General features: G+C 68.0%; 23 protein-coding genes. 13 read left to right on the forward strand and 10 right to left on the reverse strand.

Annotated elements, in window-relative coordinates; translation table 11 throughout:
- Positions 1–427: 427 nt before the first annotated feature.
- Positions 428–1,153, reverse strand: coding sequence for an adenosylcobinamide-GDP ribazoletransferase (locus tag ABD848_RS07545; protein WP_344969076.1), 726 nt, complete (start codon positions 1,151–1,153; stop codon positions 428–430).
- 32 nt (positions 1,154–1,185) lie between these two features.
- Positions 1,186–2,154: a bifunctional adenosylcobinamide kinase/adenosylcobinamide-phosphate guanylyltransferase gene (locus ABD848_RS07550; RefSeq protein WP_425567464.1), complete on the reverse strand. Its 969-nt coding sequence runs from the start codon at positions 2,152–2,154 to the stop codon at positions 1,186–1,188.
- Positions 2,155–2,339: 185 nt separating this feature from the next.
- On the opposite strand from ABD848_RS07550, the gene ABD848_RS07555 reads away from it, so the two are divergent.
- Positions 2,340–2,558, forward strand: a complete 219-nt coding sequence (locus ABD848_RS07555) for a hypothetical protein (protein WP_344968869.1) — start codon at positions 2,340–2,342, stop codon at positions 2,556–2,558.
- A gap of 390 nt (positions 2,559–2,948) precedes the next feature.
- On the opposite strand, the gene ABD848_RS07560 is transcribed toward ABD848_RS07555, so the two are convergent.
- Together ABD848_RS07560 and ABD848_RS07565 are read right to left on the reverse strand one after the other, a co-directional pair.
- Positions 2,949–3,953, reverse strand: coding sequence for an aldo/keto reductase family protein (locus ABD848_RS07560; RefSeq protein ID WP_344968871.1), 1,005 nt, complete (start codon positions 3,951–3,953; stop codon positions 2,949–2,951).
- Positions 3,954–4,130: 177 nt separating this feature from the next.
- A complete protein-coding gene (locus ABD848_RS07565) occupies positions 4,131–4,742 on the reverse strand; it encodes a DUF3043 domain-containing protein (protein ID WP_344968873.1) in 612 nt (203 codons plus the stop codon).
- A 117-nt stretch (positions 4,743–4,859) separates the two neighbouring features.
- On the opposite strand from ABD848_RS07565, the gene ABD848_RS07570 reads away from it, so the two are divergent.
- The 8 genes from ABD848_RS07570 (at position 4,860) to ABD848_RS07605 (ending at position 11,612) form a co-directional block, all read left to right on the forward strand.
- Positions 4,860–5,660 (forward strand): PspA/IM30 family protein, encoded by an 801-nt coding sequence (locus ABD848_RS07570; RefSeq protein WP_344968875.1) that lies wholly within the window; start codon positions 4,860–4,862, stop codon positions 5,658–5,660.
- Positions 5,657–5,959: a PspA-associated protein PspAA gene (pspAA, locus tag ABD848_RS07575; protein ID WP_344968877.1), complete on the forward strand. Its 303-nt coding sequence runs from the start codon at positions 5,657–5,659 to the stop codon at positions 5,957–5,959. The genes ABD848_RS07570 and pspAA overlap by 4 nt, the downstream gene beginning before the upstream one ends.
- A gap of 256 nt (positions 5,960–6,215) precedes the next feature.
- A complete protein-coding gene (gene htpX, locus ABD848_RS07580) occupies positions 6,216–7,130 on the forward strand; it encodes a zinc metalloprotease HtpX (protein WP_344968879.1) in 915 nt (304 codons plus the stop codon).
- A gap of 51 nt (positions 7,131–7,181) precedes the next feature.
- Entirely contained in the window at positions 7,182–7,760 is a 579-nt protein-coding gene (pspAB, locus tag ABD848_RS07585; RefSeq protein WP_344968883.1) for a PspA-associated protein PspAB, read from the forward strand.
- Positions 7,761–7,860: 100 nt separating this feature from the next.
- The gene (locus ABD848_RS07590) at positions 7,861–8,661 is read left to right on the forward strand and encodes a maleylpyruvate isomerase family mycothiol-dependent enzyme (protein ID WP_344968886.1); all 801 of its coding nucleotides are present in this window, start codon (positions 7,861–7,863) and stop codon (positions 8,659–8,661) included.
- 57 nt (positions 8,662–8,718) lie between these two features.
- Entirely contained in the window at positions 8,719–9,828 is a 1,110-nt protein-coding gene (locus tag ABD848_RS07595) for a glycerate kinase family protein (protein ID WP_344968889.1), read from the forward strand.
- A 185-nt stretch (positions 9,829–10,013) separates the two neighbouring features.
- Positions 10,014–10,364, forward strand: a complete 351-nt coding sequence (gene erpA, locus ABD848_RS07600) for an iron-sulfur cluster insertion protein ErpA (RefSeq protein WP_344968892.1) — start codon at positions 10,014–10,016, stop codon at positions 10,362–10,364.
- A 282-nt stretch (positions 10,365–10,646) separates the two neighbouring features.
- On the forward strand, positions 10,647–11,612 hold the full coding sequence (locus tag ABD848_RS07605; protein WP_344969078.1) for a carbohydrate kinase family protein: 966 nt from the start codon (positions 10,647–10,649) through the stop codon (positions 11,610–11,612).
- Between the two features lie 48 nt (positions 11,613–11,660).
- Here the strand turns inward: ABD848_RS07605 and ABD848_RS07610 are convergent, their stop codons facing one another.
- Positions 11,661–12,455, reverse strand: a complete 795-nt coding sequence (locus tag ABD848_RS07610) for a DUF2470 domain-containing protein (RefSeq protein WP_344968895.1) — start codon at positions 12,453–12,455, stop codon at positions 11,661–11,663.
- Between the two features lie 75 nt (positions 12,456–12,530).
- Between ABD848_RS07610 and rpsD the strand changes: the two genes are divergently transcribed.
- Positions 12,531–13,142: a 30S ribosomal protein S4 gene (gene rpsD, locus ABD848_RS07615; protein WP_344968898.1), complete on the forward strand. Its 612-nt coding sequence runs from the start codon at positions 12,531–12,533 to the stop codon at positions 13,140–13,142.
- Between the two features lie 70 nt (positions 13,143–13,212).
- Here rpsD and ABD848_RS07620 read toward each other — a convergent pair whose 3' ends face one another.
- Positions 13,213–13,449: a sulfurtransferase TusA family protein gene (locus tag ABD848_RS07620; RefSeq protein WP_344968900.1), complete on the reverse strand. Its 237-nt coding sequence runs from the start codon at positions 13,447–13,449 to the stop codon at positions 13,213–13,215.
- A 648-nt stretch (positions 13,450–14,097) separates the two neighbouring features.
- On the opposite strand from ABD848_RS07620, the gene ctaC reads away from it, so the two are divergent.
- The 3 genes from ctaC to ABD848_RS07635 are packed head-to-tail and all read left to right on the forward strand — an operon-like array spanning position 14,098 to position 17,249.
- Entirely contained in the window at positions 14,098–15,093 is a 996-nt protein-coding gene (gene ctaC, locus ABD848_RS07625) for an aa3-type cytochrome oxidase subunit II (protein ID WP_459112873.1), read from the forward strand.
- The gene (ctaD, locus tag ABD848_RS07630; protein WP_425567460.1) at positions 15,090–16,769 is read left to right on the forward strand and encodes an aa3-type cytochrome oxidase subunit I; all 1,680 of its coding nucleotides are present in this window, start codon (positions 15,090–15,092) and stop codon (positions 16,767–16,769) included. The genes ctaC and ctaD overlap by 4 nt, the downstream gene beginning before the upstream one ends.
- Before the next feature lie 15 nt (positions 16,770–16,784).
- Positions 16,785–17,249, forward strand: coding sequence for a cytochrome c oxidase subunit 4 (locus ABD848_RS07635; protein WP_344968903.1), 465 nt, complete (start codon positions 16,785–16,787; stop codon positions 17,247–17,249).
- Positions 17,250–18,342: 1,093 nt separating this feature from the next.
- Here the strand turns inward: ABD848_RS07635 and qcrB are convergent.
- Genes qcrB through ctaE form a run of 4 tightly spaced genes read right to left on the reverse strand, consistent with a single transcriptional unit; the run spans position 18,343 to position 22,658 of the window.
- Complete coding sequence (gene qcrB / locus ABD848_RS07640; RefSeq protein WP_344968906.1) at positions 18,343–20,010, reverse strand: cytochrome bc1 complex cytochrome b subunit; 1,668 nt, start codon at positions 20,008–20,010, stop codon at positions 18,343–18,345.
- Between the two features lie 3 nt (positions 20,011–20,013).
- A complete protein-coding gene (qcrA, locus tag ABD848_RS07645) occupies positions 20,014–21,117 on the reverse strand; it encodes a cytochrome bc1 complex Rieske iron-sulfur subunit (RefSeq protein WP_344968908.1) in 1,104 nt (367 codons plus the stop codon).
- Positions 21,110–22,012, reverse strand: coding sequence for a cytochrome bc1 complex diheme cytochrome c subunit (qcrC, locus tag ABD848_RS07650; protein ID WP_344968911.1), 903 nt, complete (start codon positions 22,010–22,012; stop codon positions 21,110–21,112). Before qcrC ends, qcrA begins: the two co-directional genes overlap by 8 nt.
- 16 nt (positions 22,013–22,028) lie before the next feature.
- Positions 22,029–22,658 (reverse strand): aa3-type cytochrome oxidase subunit III, encoded by a 630-nt coding sequence (gene ctaE, locus ABD848_RS07655; RefSeq protein ID WP_459112874.1) that lies wholly within the window; start codon positions 22,656–22,658, stop codon positions 22,029–22,031.
- Positions 22,659–22,747: the final 89 nt, after the last annotated feature.

Consider the following 22,747-nt stretch of genomic DNA (forward strand, 5'->3'; position numbering starts at 1 on the left):
TGCAAAAGCGGGAGGGGCGCCGCCGGCGACGGAGAGCCGGCTGCTCGGGGGTGGGCTGCCCTGGCGCGCGGCGTCCCCACCGTCGCCGCGTAGCCCCCGGCCGACAGTACCGACAGTGGGGGTCCCGGTTTGACCCCTCATAGAAACACCGCGCAGGGCGAGCATGGCAAAGCCGGCCAACCGGGGCGTTCCTTGCGCGGGCGTGTCTTGGGCGTGCGAGGCGGCGCGTGTCTCCCACGCGCAACGGGGCCACCGCCCCCGGAGGGCCCAGGAGTCGGGCCAAGAGACGGCGCCCGCGCGTGCGCCGCTCGCGATGGACAGAGCCATAGCACAGTGCCTGGCGTGGGCCGGCGCGTCGGCGGTGGTCTCCGGGCTGGAGCGGCCAGCCGCGAGAACAGGGCCTTGGCGGCGACGCCGGGACCCGCCCTCACACCGTCGCCGCGGCCACCAGCAGCGCCACGGTGGTGGCGGTCTCCGAGAGCGCGCCAAGCACATCGCCGGTGATACCGCCGATCCGGCGGATCGCGTGCCACAGTAGGCCGGACGCCACGGCCGGCCCCGCTAGCAGCGCGAGGGCATAGCCCATCCCGCCCGCGCCCACCGCCAGCAGCCCCACGGTCACCAGCGCCGCCGCCCATACCGGCACCGTGCCCGCCACGAACGCCCCTAGCCCCTCGGGACGCGCTGAGGGAACCCGTCCGGTGCAGGCCCAGGTGATCGCCAGCCGTCCGGCGGTTACCGCTGTGATCACGCCCAAGGCGGCGCTCGCCCACGAGGTCTCCGCTAGGCTCCCCAGCGCCAAGACCTGGATGAGCAGCACACATACCAGCGTGATCACGCCAAAGGGTCCGATGTCGGAACGCCGCATGATCTCCAGCGCCTCAGCGGCGGGGCGGGCACTTCCCAGCCCGTCGGCGAGATCGGCCATGCCGTCCAGGTGCAGCCCGCGGGTCAGTACCGCCAGCGCCGCCACCGCCAGTGCGGCTCCCAGCGTCCCCGGCAGTCCCACCGCTTCGGCCACCAGGAGCACCAGCGCGGCGAGCCCTCCCAGCAGCAGCCCCACCACGGGGGCCAGGGCCATCGCCCACGCGGCCACGTTGCGATCTACACGCCCGCCGGGCACCGGGATCGCGGTGAGCGTTCCCAGAGCCATGCCCAGTCCCGCCGCAGCGGTCGCGCCCCACTTCACGGCAGTCGGGTAACGCGACCGGCCACGGTCAGGACGACCTCCTCCGACTCGGCGGCCAGGCGTTGGTTCAACCGCCCCAGGAGGTCGCGGAACATCCCGCCGGAGGCCGTCGCGGGCACCACCCCCGAGCCGACCTCGTTCGTGACGGCCACGATCCGGGCCGTGCACTGCCGCCACGACGCCACCAGTTCCTCGATACGGGCCGCCACCTCGGCCGCGGCACCCCCCGGCGGTGGGTCCTCCCACAGTCCGCATTCGCCCATGACTCCGGCCAGCCAGGTGCCCACGCAGTCGAACAGCACCGCGCCTTCGGCAGCGTCGAGGACTCCTACCACGTTGAGGGTCTCCTCGGTGCGCCACCACCACGGCCGGCGCTGGCGGTGGGCGGCCACCCGTTGGGCCCAGGCGGGGTCACTGTCGCTCTTGGGGCCGGTGGCCAGATAGGTCACGTCGGGCTCTCCCAACAGCCGCCGCTCGGCCTCGGCGGACTTGCCTGAACGCGCCCCGCCGGTGACGAGCATGCGGTGCGGCCCCCGCACGCGCGGCGGCGGCCACGTTGACGGCGGACACGACAGGACCTGGCCGTCAGAGGGGGCCAGCGCCCCCCACAGCTTGGCGCGCCGTGCGAACTCGGCGGGGGAGTGCACCCGATGGTCACCGCCAATGGCGACGACAGCCGTGGTCATCCCCACAACTCCGGCGCGCCGCAGCGCCCCGATCGTTTCCGGAGCCTCCACCACGTCGACCAGCGCCAGATCCACCTCGGCAGAGGCGTGCCCTTCGGGCGGGGCCACCGTCTCAGTGAGGTGATGTTGGGCGTCAGGCCTGCTGTAGAGCAGACGTCCGCCCTCGGGAGCGTCGATACGGGTGCCGTACGGCAGGGCGGTGACCCGGTAGCCGGCCCCCGAGAGGCGGGGAACCCCCACTTCCGGCGCCGGCACGGGAAATCTCTCGTCTACCATCACCCGCACGGGTAGCCGTCGATCCACCGCCGCCCGGTTACACGACGCGCAGCGACAGTTGGGGGCGGGCCAGCCTGCGGGACCACCGGTCCCGGAAAAACGGATACGCACTCCCGCAAGGTAGCAACCCACGCGCTGGCAGTGCCGCTAGGCTCGATACGTCGAACCCGGTCGAGAGAGGAGGCGCCATGGCGTGGAGCTGGCGTTACGAGACCGCTGCGGGAACCGTCGTGGAAAGCGGAGCTAACGAGTCGCTGCCCGCGGAGCTGTTCTCTTCACGTGGCGACGCCGAGAGCTGGTTGGGCGAGACCTGGCGTGAGCTGCGCGAGGCCGGGGCCGAGCAGGTCACGCTCTTGGAAGGGGACCGTACGGTCTACACCATGAGCCTCGACGAAACCGCCGACTGAGGTCTGCCCGCCGCCCGTCTTCGGCCCCTCGCCGCCGGCAGGGGAACACCGCGGGTGCGCCCGGAAAGCGGGAAACGTCGCGCTTTTGCCGTGCCCGTGCGGCTGCGGCCGGGCGCTGCGCCGCTGGTCAACCGACCACAAGACAGCCGCGGCAAGCCCGGGGAAGGTGAGGGCGTTTTCCACAGCCCACTGGTGCGTTGGAGAGCCGCCAGGCAGGCCCCGCGCCGCGGCGGTAGCCAGTGGCCTTTGCCGGGGCGGGCCGGTGGGAGCCGACGCCGGGTCGGCCCCCACCGGGGACACGCGCGTTTTCGCTCCCTTCCGAATCTTGCGAATCGGCGGGCAGCGCCACGTGGCCGGACCGCATCGCGCCGACGGTCGACCAGCCGGAGACTAGGGACGCTGCGCGGGGCTGACGGTGTGGGCCGGATCGCGCTGGATCGAGTCGCCAAGGATCTCGTCGATGCGGCGCATCAGGTCGGCGTCGAGTGTGACGCCGCTGGCGCTGGTGTTGTCGCGCACCTGCTCTGGGCGGGAAGCGCCAATGATGGCCGCTGACACGTTGGGGTGCTGTAGCACCCACGCCACAGCCAGTTGGGCCATGCTGTAGCCCGCCTCGTCGGCGAGCCCCTTGAGCTGCTGCACCCGCGCCAGCAGTTCCTCGTTGTCGATCAGGCGCTTGATGAAACCGGCGCCGCTCTTCTCGTCAGTGGCGCGGCTGCCCTCCGGCGGAGCCTGCCCCGGCAGGTACTTGCCGGTGAGCACTCCCTGGGCGATGGGAGAGAACACGACCTGCCCCAGCCCCTCGCGCTCGCACACCGGGATGACCTCGGACTCGATGACCCGCCAGATCATGTTGTACTGCGGTTGGTTGGACACGATGCGGTCGAGCCCCATCTCGCCGGCGATCTTGAGCGCCCGCTCGATCTCGTCGGCGCGCCACTCCGAGACGCCGATGTAGCAGACTTTGCCCTGGCGTACCAGGTCGTCGAAGGCCCGAAGGGTCTCCTCCAGCGGGGTGGCGTAGTCGAAACGGTGGGCCTGGTACAGGTCCAGGTAGTCGGTGCCAAGGCGGCGCAGTGTCTGCTCCACCCCCCGCACGATGTGCTTGCGCGACAGACCGCGGTCGTTCTTGCCCGGCCCGACCGGCCAGAACACCTTAGAGAAGATCTCCAGGCCGTCGCGGCGTTCCCCCTTGAGCGCTTTGCCGAGAACCTCCTCGGCGCGGCCCTGGGCGTAGGCGTCGGCGGTGTCGAACGTGGTAATCCCCTCGTCGAGTGCCGTACGCACGCACGCGATGGCGGCGTCCTCTTCGACTTGGGAACCGTGGGTGATCCAGTTACCGTAGGCGATTTCGCTGACAACGAGCCCACTGGTGCCAAGATGACGGAATTCCATGGTGTATCACCCTATGGCGCTGCGGTGGGCAGCCACCACATTTGGCACGGGCGTCACCGCATACCGCGTTGCCCGTGTCGCACCCACCGTGGCCCCTGCGTCGCTGCCCCCGTGCCGGCGGCCCCGGGGCGCTCGGCTGCCCGGGCCGTGATCCCCGAGTTTTCCCTTAGCTGAGACTCAGGTGCCCGGTGCCACTGGGTCGCCGGCCTTGAGGCGGGGCTTGGGCATCCGCAGCCGGCGGATTTGCAATTGGCGCATGGCGGCGTACATGGCTACGCCCCGCACCGGCTCGTCGGGGAAGTGTTGCGCCGCCGAGCGCCGTGCCCGGATTCCGACCTGGAAGCCCTCGAAGACGATGGTGACCATCATCAGTGGCCACACGATGTAGGTCACAGCCAACTGCACCTGCGGAAAGGGAAGGAACAGCAAGACGATGATGCCCAGCGAGAGGTAGAGGAAGAACTCGCTGACACTGCGGCGGGAGTCGACCAAGTCGCGCACGAAGGCGCGCTGCGGCCCCCGGTCCTGGGGGCGGAAGTACCGTTCGTCCCCGCGGGCGTAGCCCTGGCGTTCGAGTTGGGCCTGGCGCCGTTGGCGCTCCCGGTACTGCTGGTAGGCCTCTTTGCGCGTCTTGGGCGCGTTCAGCGGACGGCGTAGGTTTTTTTCGGCCTCTTTGCGTCGGGGCGTGGGGCGATCCTTGGGCGGGGTGTAGCCCTTGCCGGTGGCGGTGTCGGCTGAGCTGGCCGGGGCCTGCTCGGCTGATGGGGTGGCAGAGCGACGTCGAAACACACCCCTTAGGGTAACCGGTTCCCTGTTCATGGCGACCTGTTGCGATAGCGCGTAGGGTTGTATAAAGCGCCCGCCGGGAACAGCCGAGTATGGACCGAGAAGGGGACGGCCACGCCGATGAGCGTGTTTCAGCGACTTTCCATGATCTTCAAGTCCAAGGCCACAAAAGCCCTGGACTCCGTCGAGGACCCGCGAGAGACCCTCGACTACTCGTACCAGAAGCAGCTTGATCTGCTCCAGAAAGTCCGGCGTGGCGTTGCAGACGTCGCCACGTCCCGTAAGCGGGTGGAGCTGCAAATCCAGCAACTCGAACAGCAGTCGGGCAAGCTCGAGACGCAGAGCCGCACCGCCCTCAGCCAGGGCCGTGAGGATCTGGCCCGCGAAGCCCTCACCCGACGCTCGGGGTTGCAGTCTCAGATCGAGAATCTGCGCCAGCAGCACGAGCAGCTCCAGGGGGAGGAGCAGAAACTGACGCTGGCCGCGCAGCGGCTCCAGACCAAGGTCGACTCCTTCCGCACCCGCAAGGAGACCATCAAGGCCACCTACACCGCCGCGCAGGCCCAGACCCAGATCAGCGAGGCGTTCTCCGGCATCTCCGAGGAGATGAGCGACGTCGGGATGGCCATCGAGCGCGCCGAGGACCGCACCACCGAGATGCAGGCCCGCGCCGGCGCCGTCGACGAGCTGCTGGCCTCCGGTGCTCTCGACGACGTCTCGGGTACGCAAAAGGACGACATTCAGGCGGAGCTGGACCGCATGGCCAGCACCGACGGTGTCGAACTGGAGTTGCAGCGCCTCAAGGGCGAAGTCGGCCAAGGCAGCAGCTCCAGCACGCAGCAGCTCGAGAGTGGCACCGGTGACGCGTCGCAGACTGGCCAGCAGGCCCAGTCTCCCAACCGGCAGGGGGAGGGCGCGTGATCGTCCGAATCATGGAGGAGGGACAGTTCGACCTCTCCGAAGCGGATCTGGACCTGCTGAACTCCTTCGACAGCACGTTGGAGCGAGCCATCGAGACCGGCCATGAGGACGAGTTCCGGGCCGCGCTGCACGACCTGCTAGCCCGGGTGCGTCACGACGGCAAGCCGCTGCCGCTCGACGCCCTCCAACCCTCTGAGGTCATCCTGCCGCCCTCGGACGCAAGCATGGAGGAAGTCCGCGCCATGCTCGGCGACGAGGGGCTCATTCCCGACACTCCCGATATCGCGGATCGCACGTGACCTGTTCCGGTGGGCGCGCGGGGCGACGCCGACCCTGCCCATTGTCGTAGCTCGTTCCTCGTCGGTGATCCCGGGCCCGCGGGCCCGGGATCGAACGTCTCTTGTGCGTCTTCGCTGCCGCAGCCCCGTTGCACCACCCGGCCGCCGCGCTCGCGTGGCCCCTCCCGATTCCGCCACATTGTCGCCCCTCGTCTGATTTCCCATAAAATTCCTGGTCAGAGGGTATGTGCGTGGTTTCGGCGAAAGGTGGCCCGCTGTGGCTGGTTCCCGCTTCATCCCCGACCGCGGGCTCACGGCCCGCATGGTCACGACGATGACCCTGCTCGGCATCGTCTACGTCGCCTTCATCGTCGCCCTGATCCTCGTGGGCATGCCATGGTGGCTGGTGGCGCTGATCGTCGTCGGTTTCGCCATCGTGCAGTACTTCTCCTCCGACAAGATCGCGCTGTATGCGATGGGCGCGCGGGAGGTCTCCCCAGACGAGGCCCCCGAACTGCACGCCGTCGTCGACCGGCTGTGCGCGATGGCCGATATGACCAAGCCCCGGGTGGCCCTCGCACGCAGCGACGTCCCCAACGCCTTCGCCACCGGACACCGGGAGCACAGGTCGGTGGTCTGCGCGACCACGGGCCTGATGCGCCGACTCGACACCGCCGAGCTGGAGGCGGTGCTGGCCCACGAACTGTCCCACGTCGCCCACCGCGACGTCGTGGTGATGACCATCGCCGGTTTCCTCGGCATCGTGGCCGGTTTCCTCACCCAGATGGGGCTGCGCTTCACCCTCCTCAGTGGCGGGCGCGGTCGCGACAGCGCCAACCCGGCCCTGGTCGCTCTCGCGGTGGTGGCCGTAAGCGCGGTGGTCTGGGCACTCAGCTTCCTGCTCACTCGAGCCCTGTCGCGCTACCGCGAACTGGCGGCCGACCGCGCCGCGGCCTACCTGACGGCACGCCCCTCCTCATTGGGCAGCGCACTGACCAAGATCACCGGCGACATCGCCCGCATCCCCTCCCGCGATCTGCGCCGCGTGGAACCGTTTAACGCCTTCTTCTTCACCCCCGCCTTCACCAAGAGCGGGTTCAGCCTCAGTCAGCTCTTCGCCACCCACCCGCCCGTGCAGCGGCGGTTGGACCAGCTCGCCGACATCTCTCGACAACTGGGCAGCGGCGCATGAGCGTCGCTCGTCGCGGCGGACCCGTGCGCTATCAAAACAAGGGAGAAGCCGATGGGTTTCCTGCGGGCCCTGCTGGGTCGGTCCAAGCCGGCCAAGCCCGACCTCGACCGCCTCTTCGCCCTACCGTCGGCGGCCGTGACACTGCGCGCCACGGCCGGTTTCCTCCCCTCGGGCACGGCATCGGTGGCCTTCCGGGCCGCCGAGGGGCCGGCCTTCGCCGACCTGCAACGCGACCTCACCGAACTCCTCAACGCCAACAGCCACCACGCGGTCGAGCCGGTCAACGACGAGTACGGCTACACATGGCTGGTGCTCCGGCACGATCCGGCCGACCCCAGCGCCGTCGGCGAGCTCGTCACCGACCTGCACGCTGTCAACTCCACCTTGGAAAGCGCCGGCTTCGGCCCGGCGCTGCTGTGCTCGCTGGTGACCTTCGCCGACGACAGCCACCACCGCGTCGCGCTGGTCTACCTCTACAAGCGCGGCACCTTCTACCCCTTCGCTCCCACTCGGGACGGGCGCCGGGACAACGCACTGGAGTTACGGGTCGAGGCATCCCTGCGTGACGACCTGGCCATGGAGCCCGACAAGGCGCGCTGGTTTCCCGTCTACGGCGCTCCCGGTCTATAACCGGCCATCGGGAAGGCGCCGGCAACGTGGCAGCGCATTGACACCCCCGCAGGGAGGCGGTAACCAGCTCATAACCCCTCACCGCAGTCTAGGAGCCTCGTTGCCCAAGACCCCGCCGCCCGACCAGTGCCATCGCCTCTCCCACGAGACCTACGTCGACGCCCTCGCCGCCGAAACGCGACGCATGGCCGCCACCGTGGCCGGTGCCGACCTCACCGCCACCGTCCCCACCTGTCCCGAGTGGGATCTCGGCAAGCTCGTGCGCCACGTCTCCCGCGTGCACCGCTGGGTGAACACTCTGGTCAAGCATGGCATCACCGAGCCGACCCCCAGGAGCGAGCTGCCCAGGCCCGCCGCTCCCGAGCGCGCCGAGGACTATCCCGCCTGGCTCACCAGCGGAGCCGAAGAGCTGGCCACGGTGCTGCGCGCCGCCGACCCCAACGCCCCGGTGTGGAACTGGAGCACCGACCACTACGTGCGCTTCTGGTCCCGGCGCATGCTGCACGAGACGATCGTTCACCGCGTCGACGCCGAGCTGACCGTGGGGATCAAGCCCGCCGTGGAGCCGTGGTGGGCCGTGGACACCATCGATGAACTGTTCAGCAACCTCGCCGCGGCACGGTTCGGCGACACCCGTCGGCAGTTCCAAGGTGACGGCTCGGTGCTGGCCCTGGCCGCCACCGACGTCGACGTCCACTGGCGCGTGCACCTCCACGCGCGCGACTTCACCCTGGGCCACGCCGCGCCCGACGCGCCCGCGACCTCGACGCTGGCCGGACCCGCCGGCGAGCTGGCGCTTACCGTGAGCCGGCGCCGCCCGTTGGAGCCGTCCGCCCGTGGCTGCACGCTTACGGGCGAGCGCGCCCCCTGGGACTCGTGGCTGTCGACTCTGGCGTTCTAGCCGCGCACCGCCGGCCCACGTGCGCCCTCGCCTGGGCGTCCGGGCAGACTAAAGAGCGTGCGTATCCTCATAGCTCCAGACAAGTTCGCCGGAACCCTCACCGCGGTCGAGGCCGCCGAAGCCATCGCCGAAGGCTGGCGTTCCGTTTCCCCCGACACTGAGTGTGATCTCGTCCCGCTCTCCGACGGCGGTCCCGGCTTTGTCGAGGTCCTCCACGCGAATCTGGGCGGCAGGCGCGTCAGTTGCTCGGTCACCGGGCCGCTGGGCGAGCCCGTCACAGCCGACTATCTCCTCGTCGGAGAGGGCACACTTACCGCCTACATCGAGAGCGCGCAGGCCTGCGGGCTGCACCTGGTGCCCTCCGAGCAGCGCGACCCGGAACGGGCCACCAGCTATGGCGTCGGCGAACTCATCGACCGGGCCGTGGCCGCGGGGGCGCGTACCGTCGTCGTGGGGCTGGGCGGCAGCGCCACCAACGACGGCGGCGCCGGTATGCTCGCCGCGCTCGGTGCCCAGCCCAGCGCCCAACTGTGCAGCGGCGGCGCGGCGCTGGCCCGGCTTTCCGGCGCCCCCGACCTCTCCGCCGCCCGCGCGCGTACCGATGGCGTCACGCTGGTGGCCGCCACCGACGTCGACAGCACCCTGCTGGGTATCCACGGAGCCAGCGCTGTGTTCGGCCCGCAGAAGGGGGCCGACGCCGACCAGGTCCAGCGGCTCGACGCCGCTCTCACCACCTTCGCCCTCGCCACCGACCCCGCGGCGCTGCGTGAGGCTCCCGGCTCTGGCGCGGCGGGCGGTCTGGGCTACGGGCTGCTGCTGTTGGGCGGCACGATCGAGTCGGGCGTGGCCCGCGTGCTGGGCACGGTGGGGTTCAGCGGCTACGCCACCTCGGCCGACGCCGTCATCACCGGCGAGGGGTCCTTTGACTTCCAGTCGCTGCGCGGCAAGTTGCCCCACGGTGTGGCCAAAGTCGCCACCGAGTACGGCAGGGCCTGTCTCGTGTTGGCCGGCAACGTGGCTGTGGGCCGGCGCGAGGCAGTGGCGGCGGGCATCACCGAGACCTACTCCCTGGTCGACTCCGCTGGATCGGTGGAGGCTGCCCTCGCCCAGCCCGCTGCTGAGCTGCGGGCGCTCGCAGCCCAGGTGGCCCGGCGCTGGCGGCGGTGACGGGCCTGGCGGAGCGGATCATAGCCAGGTGTACAACGACGACCTACCCTGGAGGCCAGCAGAGGCCACCCCAGAGGGGGGTCACCCCCAGGCGGGGAATGCACGAAATCGATCAGACGTTATACGACGTTGCAGAGCATGGAGGTCGCCGCAGCGGCGGCCACCCGTTTTGGAGGATCTAGCAGATGACGGTTCAAAGCGAGGCCCCCGCGCAGGGTGTCATCCTGACTGACGACGCGGCAGCCAAGGTCAAGGCCCTGCTGGAGCAAGAGGGCCGCGAGGACCTGCGGCTTCGGGTCGCCGTCCAGCCGGGTGGCTGCTCGGGGCTGCGCTACCAGTTGTTCTTCGACGAGCGTGAGCTCGACGGTGACGTGGTGGCCGACTTCAGCGGCGTCGAGGTTGTCACTGACCGCATGAGTGCTCCTTATCTCATCGGCGCCACGATCGACTTCGTCGACACCATCGAAAAGCAGGGCTTCACCATCGACAACCCCAACGCCACCGGCTCTTGCGCTTGCGGTGATTCCTTCCACTAGGCCCGGACACGGGGGCTCAGGTGGAGTCCACTAGGCTTCCCTAGCGGCGCTGCCCCGAACAGCCTCGCGATGGCCCGCACGGGGAACCGTGCGGGCCATCGTCGTGTCCAGGTGGTTTTCCCGTGGGCGCGGTGGGCGCGAATCGCGTCGAGGCGCTGTCCTCGGGGGCGCTGGCCTGCACCGATCGTGTCTGATTTGCCCCAAGGGTGTGGTTCGAATAGGCCGGTCGGTACTCTTGAGGTCTTGTCCGAACGTGTCCCCACACACAAGGAGCCCTCCGCAGTGCGCATCGCGGTTACCGGATCTATCGCCACCGACCATCTGATGAACTTCGATGGCAGGTTCTCCGAACAGTTCATCGCCGACCAGTTGGAGCAGGTGTCGCTGTCGTTCCTCGTGGACGACCTGGAGATCCGTCGCGGCGGAGTCGCGGCCAACATCGCCTTCGGTATGGGCCGGCTGGGTCTGAGCCCCGTTCTCGTCGGCGCGGTTGGCGCCGACTTCGACGAGTACCGCTCCTGGTTGGAGCGCAATGGGGTCGACACCACCGGTGTCCACACCTCCGAAATGCGGCACACGGCCCGCTTCGTCTGCACCACCGACCGTGACCAAAACCAGATCGCCTCGTTCTACGCCGGTGCTATGGCCGAGGCGCGCAACATCGAACTGAATCCGCTCCAGCAGAGCGGGCTCGACCTCGTGCTGATCGGCGCCAACGACCCCGAAGCCATGGTGCGCCACAGCGAGGAGTGCGTCGCGCGCGGTATCCCCTTCGCCGCTGACCCCTCCCAGCAGCTCGCGTTGCTGGACGGCCCCCAGGTGCGTCAGCTCATCAAGGGCGCCACCTACCTGTTCACCAACGAGTACGAGAAGGCGCTGGCTGAGCAGAAGACCGGCTGGAGTGAGGAAGAGATCCTCGACGTCGTCGGCACCCGCGTCACCACCCTCGGGGCCAAGGGCGTACGCATTGACCGCAAGGGAGAGCCCTCCGTGCAGGTGCCGGTGGCTGAGGTGGGCCAGAAGGCCGACCCCACCGGCGTGGGTGACGCCTTCCGCGCCGGGTTCTTCGCCGGCGTGCACTGGGGAGAGTCGCTGGAGCGGTGCGCCCAACTGGGCAACGCCGTGGCCGCCCACGCCATCGAGGTCGACGGTCCGCAGGAGTACCACCTGACCAAGGAGAGCCTGATTCAGCGGCTGACCGCCTCCTACGGCGAGCAGGCCGCTGAGCCGGTGCGTAAGAACCTGTAATCGTCCGCATCGCCTGGGGTGACCTTCGCGGTCGCCCTGCCCGGGAGGTCACGGGTTGGCACGGTCTGTGGCCTCCCGGTGCGCGATGAGGTGGTGCAGCGCGCGTTCCAGCTCGCACGCCGCCGTAGCCGGCACGTTCCACGGCACCCGCACCACGGCCGGCTGTGAAGCGTCATAAGGCGCCACCCACAGCGTCACGCCGTGGCTGTCGAGATCCCAGACCCAGGCCGCTCCCTCGGGGACGCCGGGCAGATGGGAAAGGGCCGCGCTCAGATCGTCGCGGTGGCGGTCGTTGACCTGGCTGAGGATGCGTTCGGCCGCGGGCAGGAGGGGGTCGGGCCGGGCCCGGCGGAAGGCCGCGCCCTCGATGACCCCGGCCTCGTCGTAGGCGTCGTAGAACACGAGGTCGGGCTCGACTCTGGCCAGTAACGGCATATCGGGGTCGACGGCTGTGGGATCATTGTCCACTGCGGTCAGCAGCTCCTCGCTGGGGTGGCGTTCCCACACGGCGAGGGCCGCTTCGCGGCGTTCGCGAGTGGGCACGGGCGCTATCGTGCCCTCCCACCACATGCGAGCGCGTACAGTAGAGATGTGACCCACGTGCCGCAGCGCGGAGATCTCTAGGCCGACCGCGAGGTCGGCGTGGCCCGGCCGGGGCCTCCGCAGCGCCTCGCGCAGCGGATGGTCGGCGTCGAGCACGAGCACCGCGCGACCGGCATGGTCGACCGCCCCGCATGCGCTGAAACGCGTGGCGGGATCGTCTGCCAACGCCGCCGAGGTGGGGGTCGCCGTGGCGGCAAGGGAGCGGATCCGTTCGATCGTGGACGGGCCGGGTCGTCGCATGACACCTCCTAGACTTAGGCAAGCCTTACCTAGGATTCCCGTTTTCGCAAGAGACTGACATATCGGAGGACTTGAATGCGCTACACCGGACCTAAGGTGCGGTTGTCCCGGCGCGCCGGTGTCCCGCTGACCCGTAAGGCGGTCAGCTACTTCGAGAAGCGGCCCTACCCGCCGGGTGAACACGGCCGCCGGGTTCGGCGCTCCACCAGCGACTACGCCGTGCGCCAGGCAGAGAAGCAGAAGCTGCGCTGGTACTACGACCTGTCCGAGAAGCAGCTCGCCCGGGTCTACGACACGGCCAAGAAGCGTCCTGGCCGTACCGGTGAGGAGATGATCTCCGAGCTGGAGCTGCGACTCGTCACCGTCGTGCTGCGCTCTGGCCTGGCCCCCTCGATCTACGCCGCACGCCAGTACGTCAACCACGGCCACATCACGGTCGACGGCAAGAAGGTCGACATCCCGTCGTACCAGCTCAAGCCGGGCCAGGTCGTTGGCGTGCGCCAGAAGTCGCGCAACATGGTGCCCTTCGTCGAGGCCGCCGAAGGCGTGCACGCCGACGAGAAGACCGCCGGTTACCTGGCGGTGAGCCACAAGGATCTGCGCGTCGCGGTCGTCGACCGCCCCAAGCGCGAGCAGGTACCGGTGCCCTTCGACGAGCAGCTCGTCGTGGAGTACTACGCCCGCTGACCTCGGGCCATCCTCACGGGCCGCACGGCCACGCCGGTTCGTGCGGCCCGTGAGGTCGCCGCTGGGGCCTTCAGTACATCCGACGGATGTGGAAGGCGCTGCCCTGGGACAGCGGCACCTCGGCCACGAACTCCTGCATCTTCATCCGGCACCACGAGGGGATATCACTTCGGGCTGCCGGGTCATCGGCGGTGACGGCGATCACCGATCCGATGGGCACCTCGCGAATGCGTCCCGCCAACATGATGATCGGGATCGGGCACTTGCGGCCGATCGCGTCGATGGTCAGCAACGGCTGGTCGGACACAGACGCTCCTTTTGGGCTGCTCCCGCTGTGGCGAGGTGGGACGTTGGCGTGGGGGTGACGCGCGTCCCATCGGCGGTCCCGCCCTGCCGCTCGCCGTGTGGCCTCAGGTCAGTGCCGCGGGCCATACCCCAGGATCGGGCCTCCCGCGCCCCCGGCTGTCGCCACCGCGAGAGACGGGTCCACCGAGCCTTACATCCTATCGGCCGGCGGGGTCGCCGGTGAGAGGACACGCGCGCCGGCACCCCGTAAGGAGCAGTGGTCACGGGGTCTGTTAGAACAAGGCCTGTGTCCCAATCTTTACCCGTGGCCGCCGTTAACCGGCACCCGGTTAAAGGGGGCCGCGATACAGCGGTACTCTCGCTTTAGCCCGTCCGTGAGCGCAGGATCACCGGTGCTGCGTACCGGTACCGGACTCACGGGACAACGGGTGGGGCCGACCATTGCGACACCTACTGCCGCCCCGCGCGAGCGCGGCGTCGGCTGGCGGAGACGCTGGTGACCGCGCCGCCAACGGCGCGCCGCGCACGACGCTGACCAGGCGTGCCCGTGATCAGCGCCGTATACGGATCGCGATAGGTTTGGCCTCGGCAAGCTCTGGATAACGACCGCCCGCGCGCGTCGCGGGCATCACCGCTGGGAAGGCAATCCGTGAGTCCGACCCGCCATAGGAATCGGCGCCACGCGCTGCGCCGATGGGCACCGCGCGGCGCCGCGCTCGCCGCTTTGGGGATGGCCGCGACCGGCTGCGCGTCGAATGAGTTCACTCGGTTGGGTGTGCCAGAGCCGATCACCGAGCAGGCCGAGCGTGTCCTCGCGCTCTGGCAGGGCTCGTGGGTGGCGGCGTTCGCGGTCGGCATTCTTGTATGGGGACTGATCATCTGGTCGGTGATCTTCCACCGCAAGCGCTCCAATCAACTGCCGCCTCAGGTGCGCTACAACATGCCCATCGAGGCGCTCTACACCGTCCTGCCGATCGTCATCATCGCGGTGCTGTTCTACTTCACCGCGCGCGATCAGACCTACCTCCTGGAAACCGACGAGCCCGCCGACGTCAACGTCCACGTCAACGCTTTCCAATGGAGCTGGGAGTTCACCTACGAGGACGAGACCAACGTCAACGGCGAGAACGTCTCGGTCGTGGGGACTCCCGACGAGAAGCCGACGCTTGTCATCCCCAACGACAGCGTCATCCACTTCGACATGACCTCGCCCGACGTCATCCACTCGTTCTGGGTCCCCAAGTTCCTGTTCAAAATGGACGTCATCCCTGGGCGTACCAACGAGTTCCAGGTCAAGGTCAACGACGGCGTCACCGGTGAGTTCGCTGGCCGCTGCGCGGAGCTGTGCGGGGTGGACCACTCCCGGATGCTGTTCACGGTGCAGGTGCTCGAACCAGAGGACTACGAGGCCTGGCTCCAGGAGCAGAAGCAGAACCCCCCGGAACTGCCCTCGGCTCCCTCGCCTGACGAGGAAGGCGCCGACGGTTCCCAACAGACCCCGCCCGCCGCCGAGGATGGCGCCGCGGCGCAGGAGTCGCAGGAGCAGCCCGAAGCCGGTGCGGCAACGGCCGAGGAACCGGTGCCGTCAGGGGAGGGCTCGCCGGCTCCCACCACGACGGCTGACGAGGAGGCAAGCCAGTCATGACCGCGATTGACGAGCCGCGCGCCAGCCAGCCGGCGACGCCGGCGCCCACCCCCAAAGGGTCGATGATCGTCAACTGGCTGACGTCGACCGACCACAAGGTGATCGGGTACATGTACCTGATCACCTCGTTCGGGTTCTTCCTGTTCGCCGGCCTGTTGGCGCTGCTCATCCGGGCCGAGCTGATGCTGCCGGGGCTGCAAGTCGTGAGCAACGAGCAGTTCAACCAGTTGTTCACCATGCACGGCACGATCATGCTGCTGTTGTTCGCGACCCCGCTGTTCGTCGGGTTCGCCAACATCATCATGCCGCTGCACATCGGCGCCCCCGATGTGGCGTTTCCGCGCCTCAACCTGTTCGGCTACTACCTGTTCCTCTTCGGTGGGCTCATCGTGGTGGCCGGTTTCCTCACGCCGGGGGGCGCGGCCAGCTTCGGCTGGTTCGCCTACACGCCGCTGTCGGACGCGGTGCGCTCGCCCGGGATCGGCGGTGACCTGTGGATCTTGGGTCTGCTCGTCGGTGGTCTGGGCACCATCCTCGCCGGTGTGAACTTCATCACCACCGGGCTGTGTATGCGAGCCCCCGGCATGACGATGTTTCGGATGTCGATCTTTTCGTGGAACACGATGCTGACGAGCGTGCTCGTCCTCGTGGCCTTCCCGGTGCTGACCGCGGCGCTGATCGGCCTGGCCGCCGACCGCTTGGTCGGCACCCACGTGTTCGACTCGACCCACGGCGGTGCCCTGCTGTGGCAGCACCTGTTCTGGTTCTTCGGCCACCCCGAGGTCTACATCATCGCTTTGCCGTTCTTCGGCATCGTCACTGAGGTGATCCCGGTCTTCAGCCGCAAGCCCATCTTCGGCTACAAGGGGCTCGTCGCGGCGACCATCGCCATCACCGGGCTCTCGGTGACGGTGTGGGCGCACCACATGTTCCCCACCGGCGCGGTGCTGCTGCCGTTCTTCTCGTTCATGTCGTTCCTCATCGCCGTGCCGACCGGCGTGAAGTTCTTCAACTGGATCGGCACGATGTGGCGCGGTCAACTGGACTTCAAGTCGCCGCTGCTCTTCGTGGTGGGCTTCCTGGTGACGTTCCTCTTCGGCGGGCTCACCGGCGTGTTGCTGGCCTCCCCGCCCATCGACTTCCACGTGACCGACTCCTACTTCGTGGTGGCCCACTTCCACTACGTCGTCTTCGGCACGGTCGTGTTCGCGATGTTCGCCGGCTTCTACTTCTGGTGGCCCAAGTTCACCGGCAAGATGCTCGATGAGGGGCTGGCCAAGGTGCATTTCTGGTTGCTGTTCTTCGGCTTCCACGGCACGTTCCTGGTCCAGCACTGGCTGGGTGCCGAGGGCATGCCGCGCCGTTACGCCGACTATCTGCCCGGTGACGGTTTCACCGCGCTCAACATGGTCTCCTCAGTGAGTTCCTTTGTCCTAGGAGCCTCCACCCTGGTGTTCTTCTGGAACGTGTGGGTCACGCACAAGAACGCCCCCAAGGTCGAGACGGATGACCCGTGGGGGTACGGATGCTCGCTGGAGTGGGCGACCTCGTGCCCGCCGCCGCGGCACAACTTCACCTCGCTGCCGCGCATTCGCTCCGAGCGTCCAGCGTTCGACCTGCACCATCCCTACGTCGCCTCCCCGGGCGCGGCGTCGCAACCGGAAAGCGTCAAGTAAGGCGGGCAGATCACCATGAAGATGCAGGCATATCTGTTTATGGGCGTCTCGACCTTCTTCGGTCTCGTCGCTCTTCTCTACGCCTACTGGTCGTGGGCGGTGCAGGGCCGGATCGAGTGGGCCGGCACCGTCGCTCTCGGTGTGGCCATCGGCTTCGGGTGGATGGTCGGCTTCTGGCTGTGGCAGTCCACCCGGCGCAGCGAGCGTTACCACGGCCCGCCTCCTGAGGAGCGGCTCGACGGCGAGGTCGAGGACAACAGCGGCACCTACGGGTTCTTCAGCCCGCACAGTTGGTGGCCCCTGTTCGTGGCCGCCTCCGTCGCCTTTACCGCTGTGGGAGTGGCTATCGGCTGGTGGATGGTGTTCATCGGGGGACTCGCCCTGATCCTGACGACCATCGGATGGGTCTTCGAGTACTACCGCGGTGAGTTCGTCGACCAGATGGAAGCTGAGAAGGTCGAAAGCGCCGGCGAGCAGTAACGTCCCGATCCCCGGGGCGGTCGCGTCCCGCCTGATCACGGTCCCCGGGTGGGAGCCACAGTGTGGCTCCCACCCGGGGATTTCTCGTGCGCGCCCACGCACGCCCTCCCGGAGGGCGCGTGTGGTGGGGTAGGGCTGTGGGCTGAGAAGAGCGTGCGGTGTTTTCCCCTCGCTCGTGCCTCGATCGCTGCGCGATCTCGACAGCCTGGGGGCTGTGGCCACGCTGGGGTGGGTGCTGTGGCTCGACGCTTTCTGGGGTGCCGCCTGCCACAGAGATCGCCGCCCACCGCTGTATCCCCCACGACAGCGACCTCGCACGCGAGGGGGTGTCTTGTGTGGCAGCGACCGCGTATGTGACGGCAACGTTTCGCGCGGTAGTGGTGTTTTGGGGAGCGAGCTTGGAGGCGAGGGGTGTCTTGTGTGGCAGCGACATCCCGTGTTGGAGCGATGTTTCGACCTCGGTGGCTGTTCCGCGTCGTTTCCGGGCGCCTCCGCCACGGCGCCCCTGTGAAGCTGCCGAGATCGCGCAGCGATCGAGGCACGAGTGTGCGGCGAACCTTTCAGCCGCGGCCCGCTTCCGAGGGTTGTTGAGTTCGCGCGGCGACCGAGGCACGAGCGAACAGCACCCCCACCCCGCTTGCCACCAACACCCCGGGGCGCCTCGGTTTCCCGGGGAAAGTACCTTCGGGCCTTCGCCGGTCGGGGACTCGCTGGCACGGCCGGCGGCGCTGAGCGCCACACAGCGCCGTTGTTCTGCCGAGGGGTAGTCCAGGTCAGGTGTGGGGCAAGTGACGCGGGAGCGGGCGTCTCAGCGCCGTACGGCCTGGTTTATCGGTTTTGGTCTCACTCCATACCGGCTTTGCTGCTGACACGTATTGGGTGCTCGCCGCTTGGGCAGCGCCGCGCGGTTCTCTAGCGTTCCCGCGTCGACTGGAAAGCCTGAGGGGCGCAGGGGCGCCCCCTCGACTCCGGAAGATCCCAGGATGAAGGGGGCGCGCCAACCCACCGGGGCCACACACGCCAACGGCCCGGTCGCCCCTCCCGATTGTGGGAGGTGGCGACCGGGCCGTGACAAAGGACCGGGCTGCCCGGATCAGGGTGTCTTGACGGGCTCCTCTGGGGTTTCCGAGCCCGAGCGCTCCTCGACGGCCACCGTTTCGGGGACAGCGTGGGGCTCCCGATGGGGCTCGGCCCCCTCGAAGGGGATGTCGTCCTTGGTGTACCAGTGGGCGAGCGCCCGGCGCAGCCTGCCCATAGCCTTGCGGTTGCCGGGGGCCTCGACACCGTTCTCGTCGACCTCGGCGGCGCTGACGCGCGCCACCGGTTGCTTGGCCTCCAGCACGTGGACCGAATCCTCCGAGGTCGGCCGGTGGACCTCGATGAACTCGCCGCTGGAGAGCTGCTCGATGCGTCCGCTCTCGTAGCCGTGCTCCAGCGTCTCAAGGTCGCGCCGTTGCAGCCCCAAGCAGATCCGCTTGGTCACGATGAAGGCGATCACCGGCCCCACGAAGATCGCGATGCGGAAGAACCACGTGGTGGCGTACAGGTTGATCGAGAACGTTTCCGAAAGGATGTCGTTCGACCCGGCCAGCCAGAGCAGACCGTAGACGGTGGAGGCCGCCACGCCCACCCCGGTGCGGGTGGGGGCGTTGCGCGGCCGGTCGGCCATGTTGTGGTGGCGCCTGTCGCCGGTGATCCACATCTCGATCCAGGGCCACGCCAAGAGCGCGATGGCCAGCAGTCCGATACTGCCCAACCCGGGCAGCAGGACCCCGGTGGGGATCGAGTAGCCTGCGACGTCGATATCGAACCAGTTCGGGAAGATCCGCAGCGCCCCCTCCATGAAGCCCATATACCAGTCGGGCTGTAGCCCGGAGGTGATGGAGGTGGGCGTGAACGGCCCGAACAGGTGGACCGGGTTGACCTGGACGAGGGCCGACAGGCCGGCGATCACGGCGAAGGTGAAGAAGAAGAACCCGCCCGCCTTGACCGCGAACGCCGGGAACATCGGTGTCCCTACGACCTGCTTCTCGGTGTGGCCCTTCCCCGGGTACTGCGTGTGCTTCTGGAACCACAAGATCATGATGTGGGCCACGATCAGCGCCAGCAGAATGCCCGGGATGAGCAGGATGTGCAGCATGTACAGCCGCGGGATGATGTCCTCGCCGGGGAACGCGCCACCGAACATGAAGTAGGAGATGTAGGTCCCGATGACCGGGATCGCGATCAGCACACCCTGGAAGATCCGCACACCCATGCCGGAGGCCAGGTCGTCGGGCAGGGAGTAGCCGAACAGACCCTCAGTCATCGACAGCACCAGCAGCAGTGCCCCGATCGACCAGTTGATCTCGCGCGGCTTGCGGAAAGCGCCGGTGAAGAACACACGCAGCATGTGCGCCACGATGGCGGCCACGAAGACCAGCGCCGCCCAGTGGTGGATCTGGCGCATCAGCAGCCCACCGCGCACATCGAAGGTGATGTGCAGCGTGGATGCGTACGCTTCGCTCATCTGTACACCGTTGAGACGCTCATAGGAGCCCTCGTAGGTGATCTCTTGCATGCTCGGGTTGAACCACAGGGTCAAGAACACCCCGGTGAGCAGCAAGATGATGAACGAGTACATCGCGATCTCGCCCAGCATGAACGACCAGTGGTTCGGGAAGACCTTGCGCAGGTTCTTCTCCCCGACCTTGGCCAGGTGGAAGCGGTCGTCGATGAAGTTACCGACGCCGCGTAGCCCTTTGGGTGCTGGAGTCGTCATCTGCTACACATCCCTCTCCGCGTCCCAGAAGGTTGGTCCGACGGCGCTGGAGAACTCTCCATCTGCGACGAGATAACCTTCACCGTCCACTGTAAGCGGGAGCTGGGGCAATGGACGATTGGCCGGCCCGAACACGACCTCGGCGGCGTTGGTGGCGTCGAAGGTCGACTGGTGGCAGGGGCACAGAATCCGGTGCGTGGTCTGCTCGTAGAGCGCGGCGGGGCAGCCGACGTGGGTGCAGATCTTGGAGTAGGCCACGATCCCGTCATGGGTCCAGTTCAGCCGCTCTCCGGTCATCCGCTCCCCGAACTCGGACTCGTTCATCTTGATCAGCAAGATGACCGACTGCGCCTGCTCGTCCAGCGTGAGGTGCTCGCCCTCAGGAACCGAGGGCAGGGCGGTGATCATGCCGCCCTCCTCCAGGTCGCTGGCGAGGATTTCACGCTCGGAGCCCTCCACCACCATACGCTGTCCCCGTTGCCAGGGAGTCTTGTGCAGCTCGTTGCGCGGCAGCGGCCCCAGGTCCCGCAGCAGCAGGATGGGGGCCAGCCCTAGCGGAAGCATCGACAACAGCAGCGTACGGCGCATCAGCGGCCGTTTGGTGATCCCGCTCTCCTCGCCGCCGCGCATGAAGAAGTCGCTGAACGAGCGCTTCTCCGCGGCGGGAGAAGGCATCTCGTCGTAGGGCGAGGAGACCTCGTAGTGCGGCATCACCCGGCGGGTCCACACGGTCATCCCCGCGCCGATGGCAAACAGCGCCACAGCCAGGGTGCCGCCCAACGCCAGGTTGGAAAGTTTGCCAATGGCCGGCGCGGCGATGGCCGGCTCGCCGTCGGGTCCGGGCGGGAACAGGAAGTAGCTCACCAGGAAGCCGATGCCGGCCAGGAAAGCCAGGGTGAACCACAGCGCGGCGACGCGCTCGCCCTTGCGCTGCTCTTCCTCAGTGTGCGTGTGCGTCTCAGCGGCCGGGTAGGGGCCGCTGTGGCCGCGGTGGTCGCCCGGGCCGACCTCGGTAAGGGCGCCCTCGGTCCCCGAAGGCGTGCCGAGAATCCGTTCCCGGGCACCGTCGCCGGCCGTGTTGTCGTGGTTGCTGGTGTTGTCAGTCATGGGCTCGCTGCTTCGCGGTGATCCAGATGGCACACGCCACGATCAGGCTGAGGCCGATGGTCCAGCTAATCAAGCCCTCGGCCACCTGGCCGACCCGGTTGAGCGCAAAGACACCGCCGGGGTTGGGCTCGTATTGCAGGTTCTTCACGTAGGCGATCAGATCCTGCTTGGACTCGGGCGTGATGGTCTGGTCGTTGAACACGGGCATGGCGCCGGGGCCGGTGATCATGGCCTCGTAGATCTGGCGCGGTGACGCCTCGTGGATCGAGGGAGCCCATCGGCCCCCAGTGAGGGCACCGCCGTTACCGGACCAGCCGTGGCAGTGCGCGCAGTTGGTCATGTACAGCTTCTGGCCGGCCTCGGTGTCGCCCCCACCGGAGATGTACTCCTCGAAAGCGGCCTCGTACTCCTCCAGGGCCTGCTCGTAGGCGGCCTCACTGTCGAACTCGGAGCGCTGCGGCTCGGTGCCGGGCACCGACGGCACCTGCGGCCCACCGCCGAATGCCTGCTGCACGTAGGCGGCCAGATCGTCGATCTGCTCCTGGTTGTAGACCGCCTCACCCCGAGGCATCTGCTGGTCGGGGTTGGTCGAGGGCATCCGCCCCGTGCTGACCTGGAAGTCCACGGCCGCGGCCCCCACCCCGTACAGGCTCGGGCCGCTGGCGGTGCCTCGGCCGTCCCTGCCGTGACAGCTCATGCAGCTCTGCTCGAAGAGCTCCCTGCCGTTGGCCAGATCGACCTCAGCCGATTCGGTCTCGGCCGCGTCGCTCTGCGCTTGAGCCCGCTCGGCCGAGGGCGCCACGACGGCGTATCCCAAGCCGAGGAGCGCCAGCGCGAGGGTGACGACGACATACCCCGCCAGGGGATGCCGTCGCCGCGCGGTAATCCATTTCACGGTTTCCCCGTTCGGGTCACTGGATGAAGTAGATGGTTGCGAACAAAGCGATCCAGACCACGTCGACGAAGTGCCAGTAGTAGGACACGACGATCGCGCTGGTTGCCTGCTGGTGAGTGAAGCTCTTCGCGGCGTACGTGCGTCCCAGCATGAGCAGGAACGCGATGAGACCACCGATCACGTGCAGGCCATGGAACCCCGTGGTGAGGTAGAACATCGAGCCGTATGCGCTGGACTGTAGAGTCAGCCCCTCGTGCAAGATCAGCTCGCGGTACTCGTTCGCCTGCCCGAGCACAAAGATCAAGCCCATGACGAAGGTGATGATGAACCACCTGCGGAGCTTGTGCACGTCACCGCGCTCGGCGGCCCAGACACCGGCCTGTGCGGTGAAGCTGGACGCTACCAGAATCACGGTGAAGACCAGGGCGTAGGGCACGTCGAGATGGATTGTGGGCCAATCGCCGAGGTTCTGCGGATCACCCTTGGTGACCGATCGGATGGTGTAGTACATCGCGAACAGCGCCGCAAAGAACATGAGTTCGTTGGCTAGCCACACGACGGTGCCAACGCTCACCAGGTCAGGTCGCTTAGCCGCACCGTGCCTAGGTGTCGGTCCTGTTTCTTGGTTCGCGGTTGCTGTCGCCACGGGAGCATTATTACGGCATCTGACGAGAGCTGTTGCACGACCCCCCGAAACGTGCCCACCACGCCGCCGCGAAACAGGTGCGTGAGCGC

Source organism: Salinactinospora qingdaonensis (genome assembly GCF_039539445.1).
Lineage (GTDB): Bacteria > Actinomycetota > Actinomycetes > Streptosporangiales > Streptosporangiaceae > Salinactinospora > Salinactinospora qingdaonensis.

Bases quoted from the DNA above. Each gene is read 5' to 3' on its own strand.
- ABD848_RS07545 (WP_344969076.1), bottom strand. From the start codon at position 1,153: ATGGCTCTGGGAACGCTCACCGCGATCCCGGTGCCCGGCGGGCGTGTA.
- ABD848_RS07555 (WP_344968869.1), top strand. From the start codon at position 2,340: ATGGCGTGGAGCTGGCGTTACGAGACCGCTGCGGGAACCGTCGTGGAA.
- ABD848_RS07560 (WP_344968871.1), bottom strand. From the start codon at position 3,953: ATGGAATTCCGTCATCTTGGCACCAGTGGGCTCGTTGTCAGCGAAATC.
- ABD848_RS07570 (WP_344968875.1), top strand. From the start codon at position 4,860: ATGAGCGTGTTTCAGCGACTTTCCATGATCTTCAAGTCCAAGGCCACA.
- pspAB (WP_344968883.1), top strand. From the start codon at position 7,182: ATGGGTTTCCTGCGGGCCCTGCTGGGTCGGTCCAAGCCGGCCAAGCCC.
- erpA (WP_344968892.1), top strand. From the start codon at position 10,014: ATGACGGTTCAAAGCGAGGCCCCCGCGCAGGGTGTCATCCTGACTGAC.
- ABD848_RS07610 (WP_344968895.1), bottom strand. From the start codon at position 12,455: ATGCGACGACCCGGCCCGTCCACGATCGAACGGATCCGCTCCCTTGCC.
- rpsD (WP_344968898.1), top strand. From the start codon at position 12,531: ATGCGCTACACCGGACCTAAGGTGCGGTTGTCCCGGCGCGCCGGTGTC.
- ctaD (WP_425567460.1), top strand. From the start codon at position 15,090: ATGACCGCGATTGACGAGCCGCGCGCCAGCCAGCCGGCGACGCCGGCG.
- ABD848_RS07635 (WP_344968903.1), top strand. From the start codon at position 16,785: ATGAAGATGCAGGCATATCTGTTTATGGGCGTCTCGACCTTCTTCGGT.
- qcrB (WP_344968906.1), bottom strand. From the start codon at position 20,010: ATGACGACTCCAGCACCCAAAGGGCTACGCGGCGTCGGTAACTTCATC.
- qcrA (WP_344968908.1), bottom strand. From the start codon at position 21,117: ATGACTGACAACACCAGCAACCACGACAACACGGCCGGCGACGGTGCC.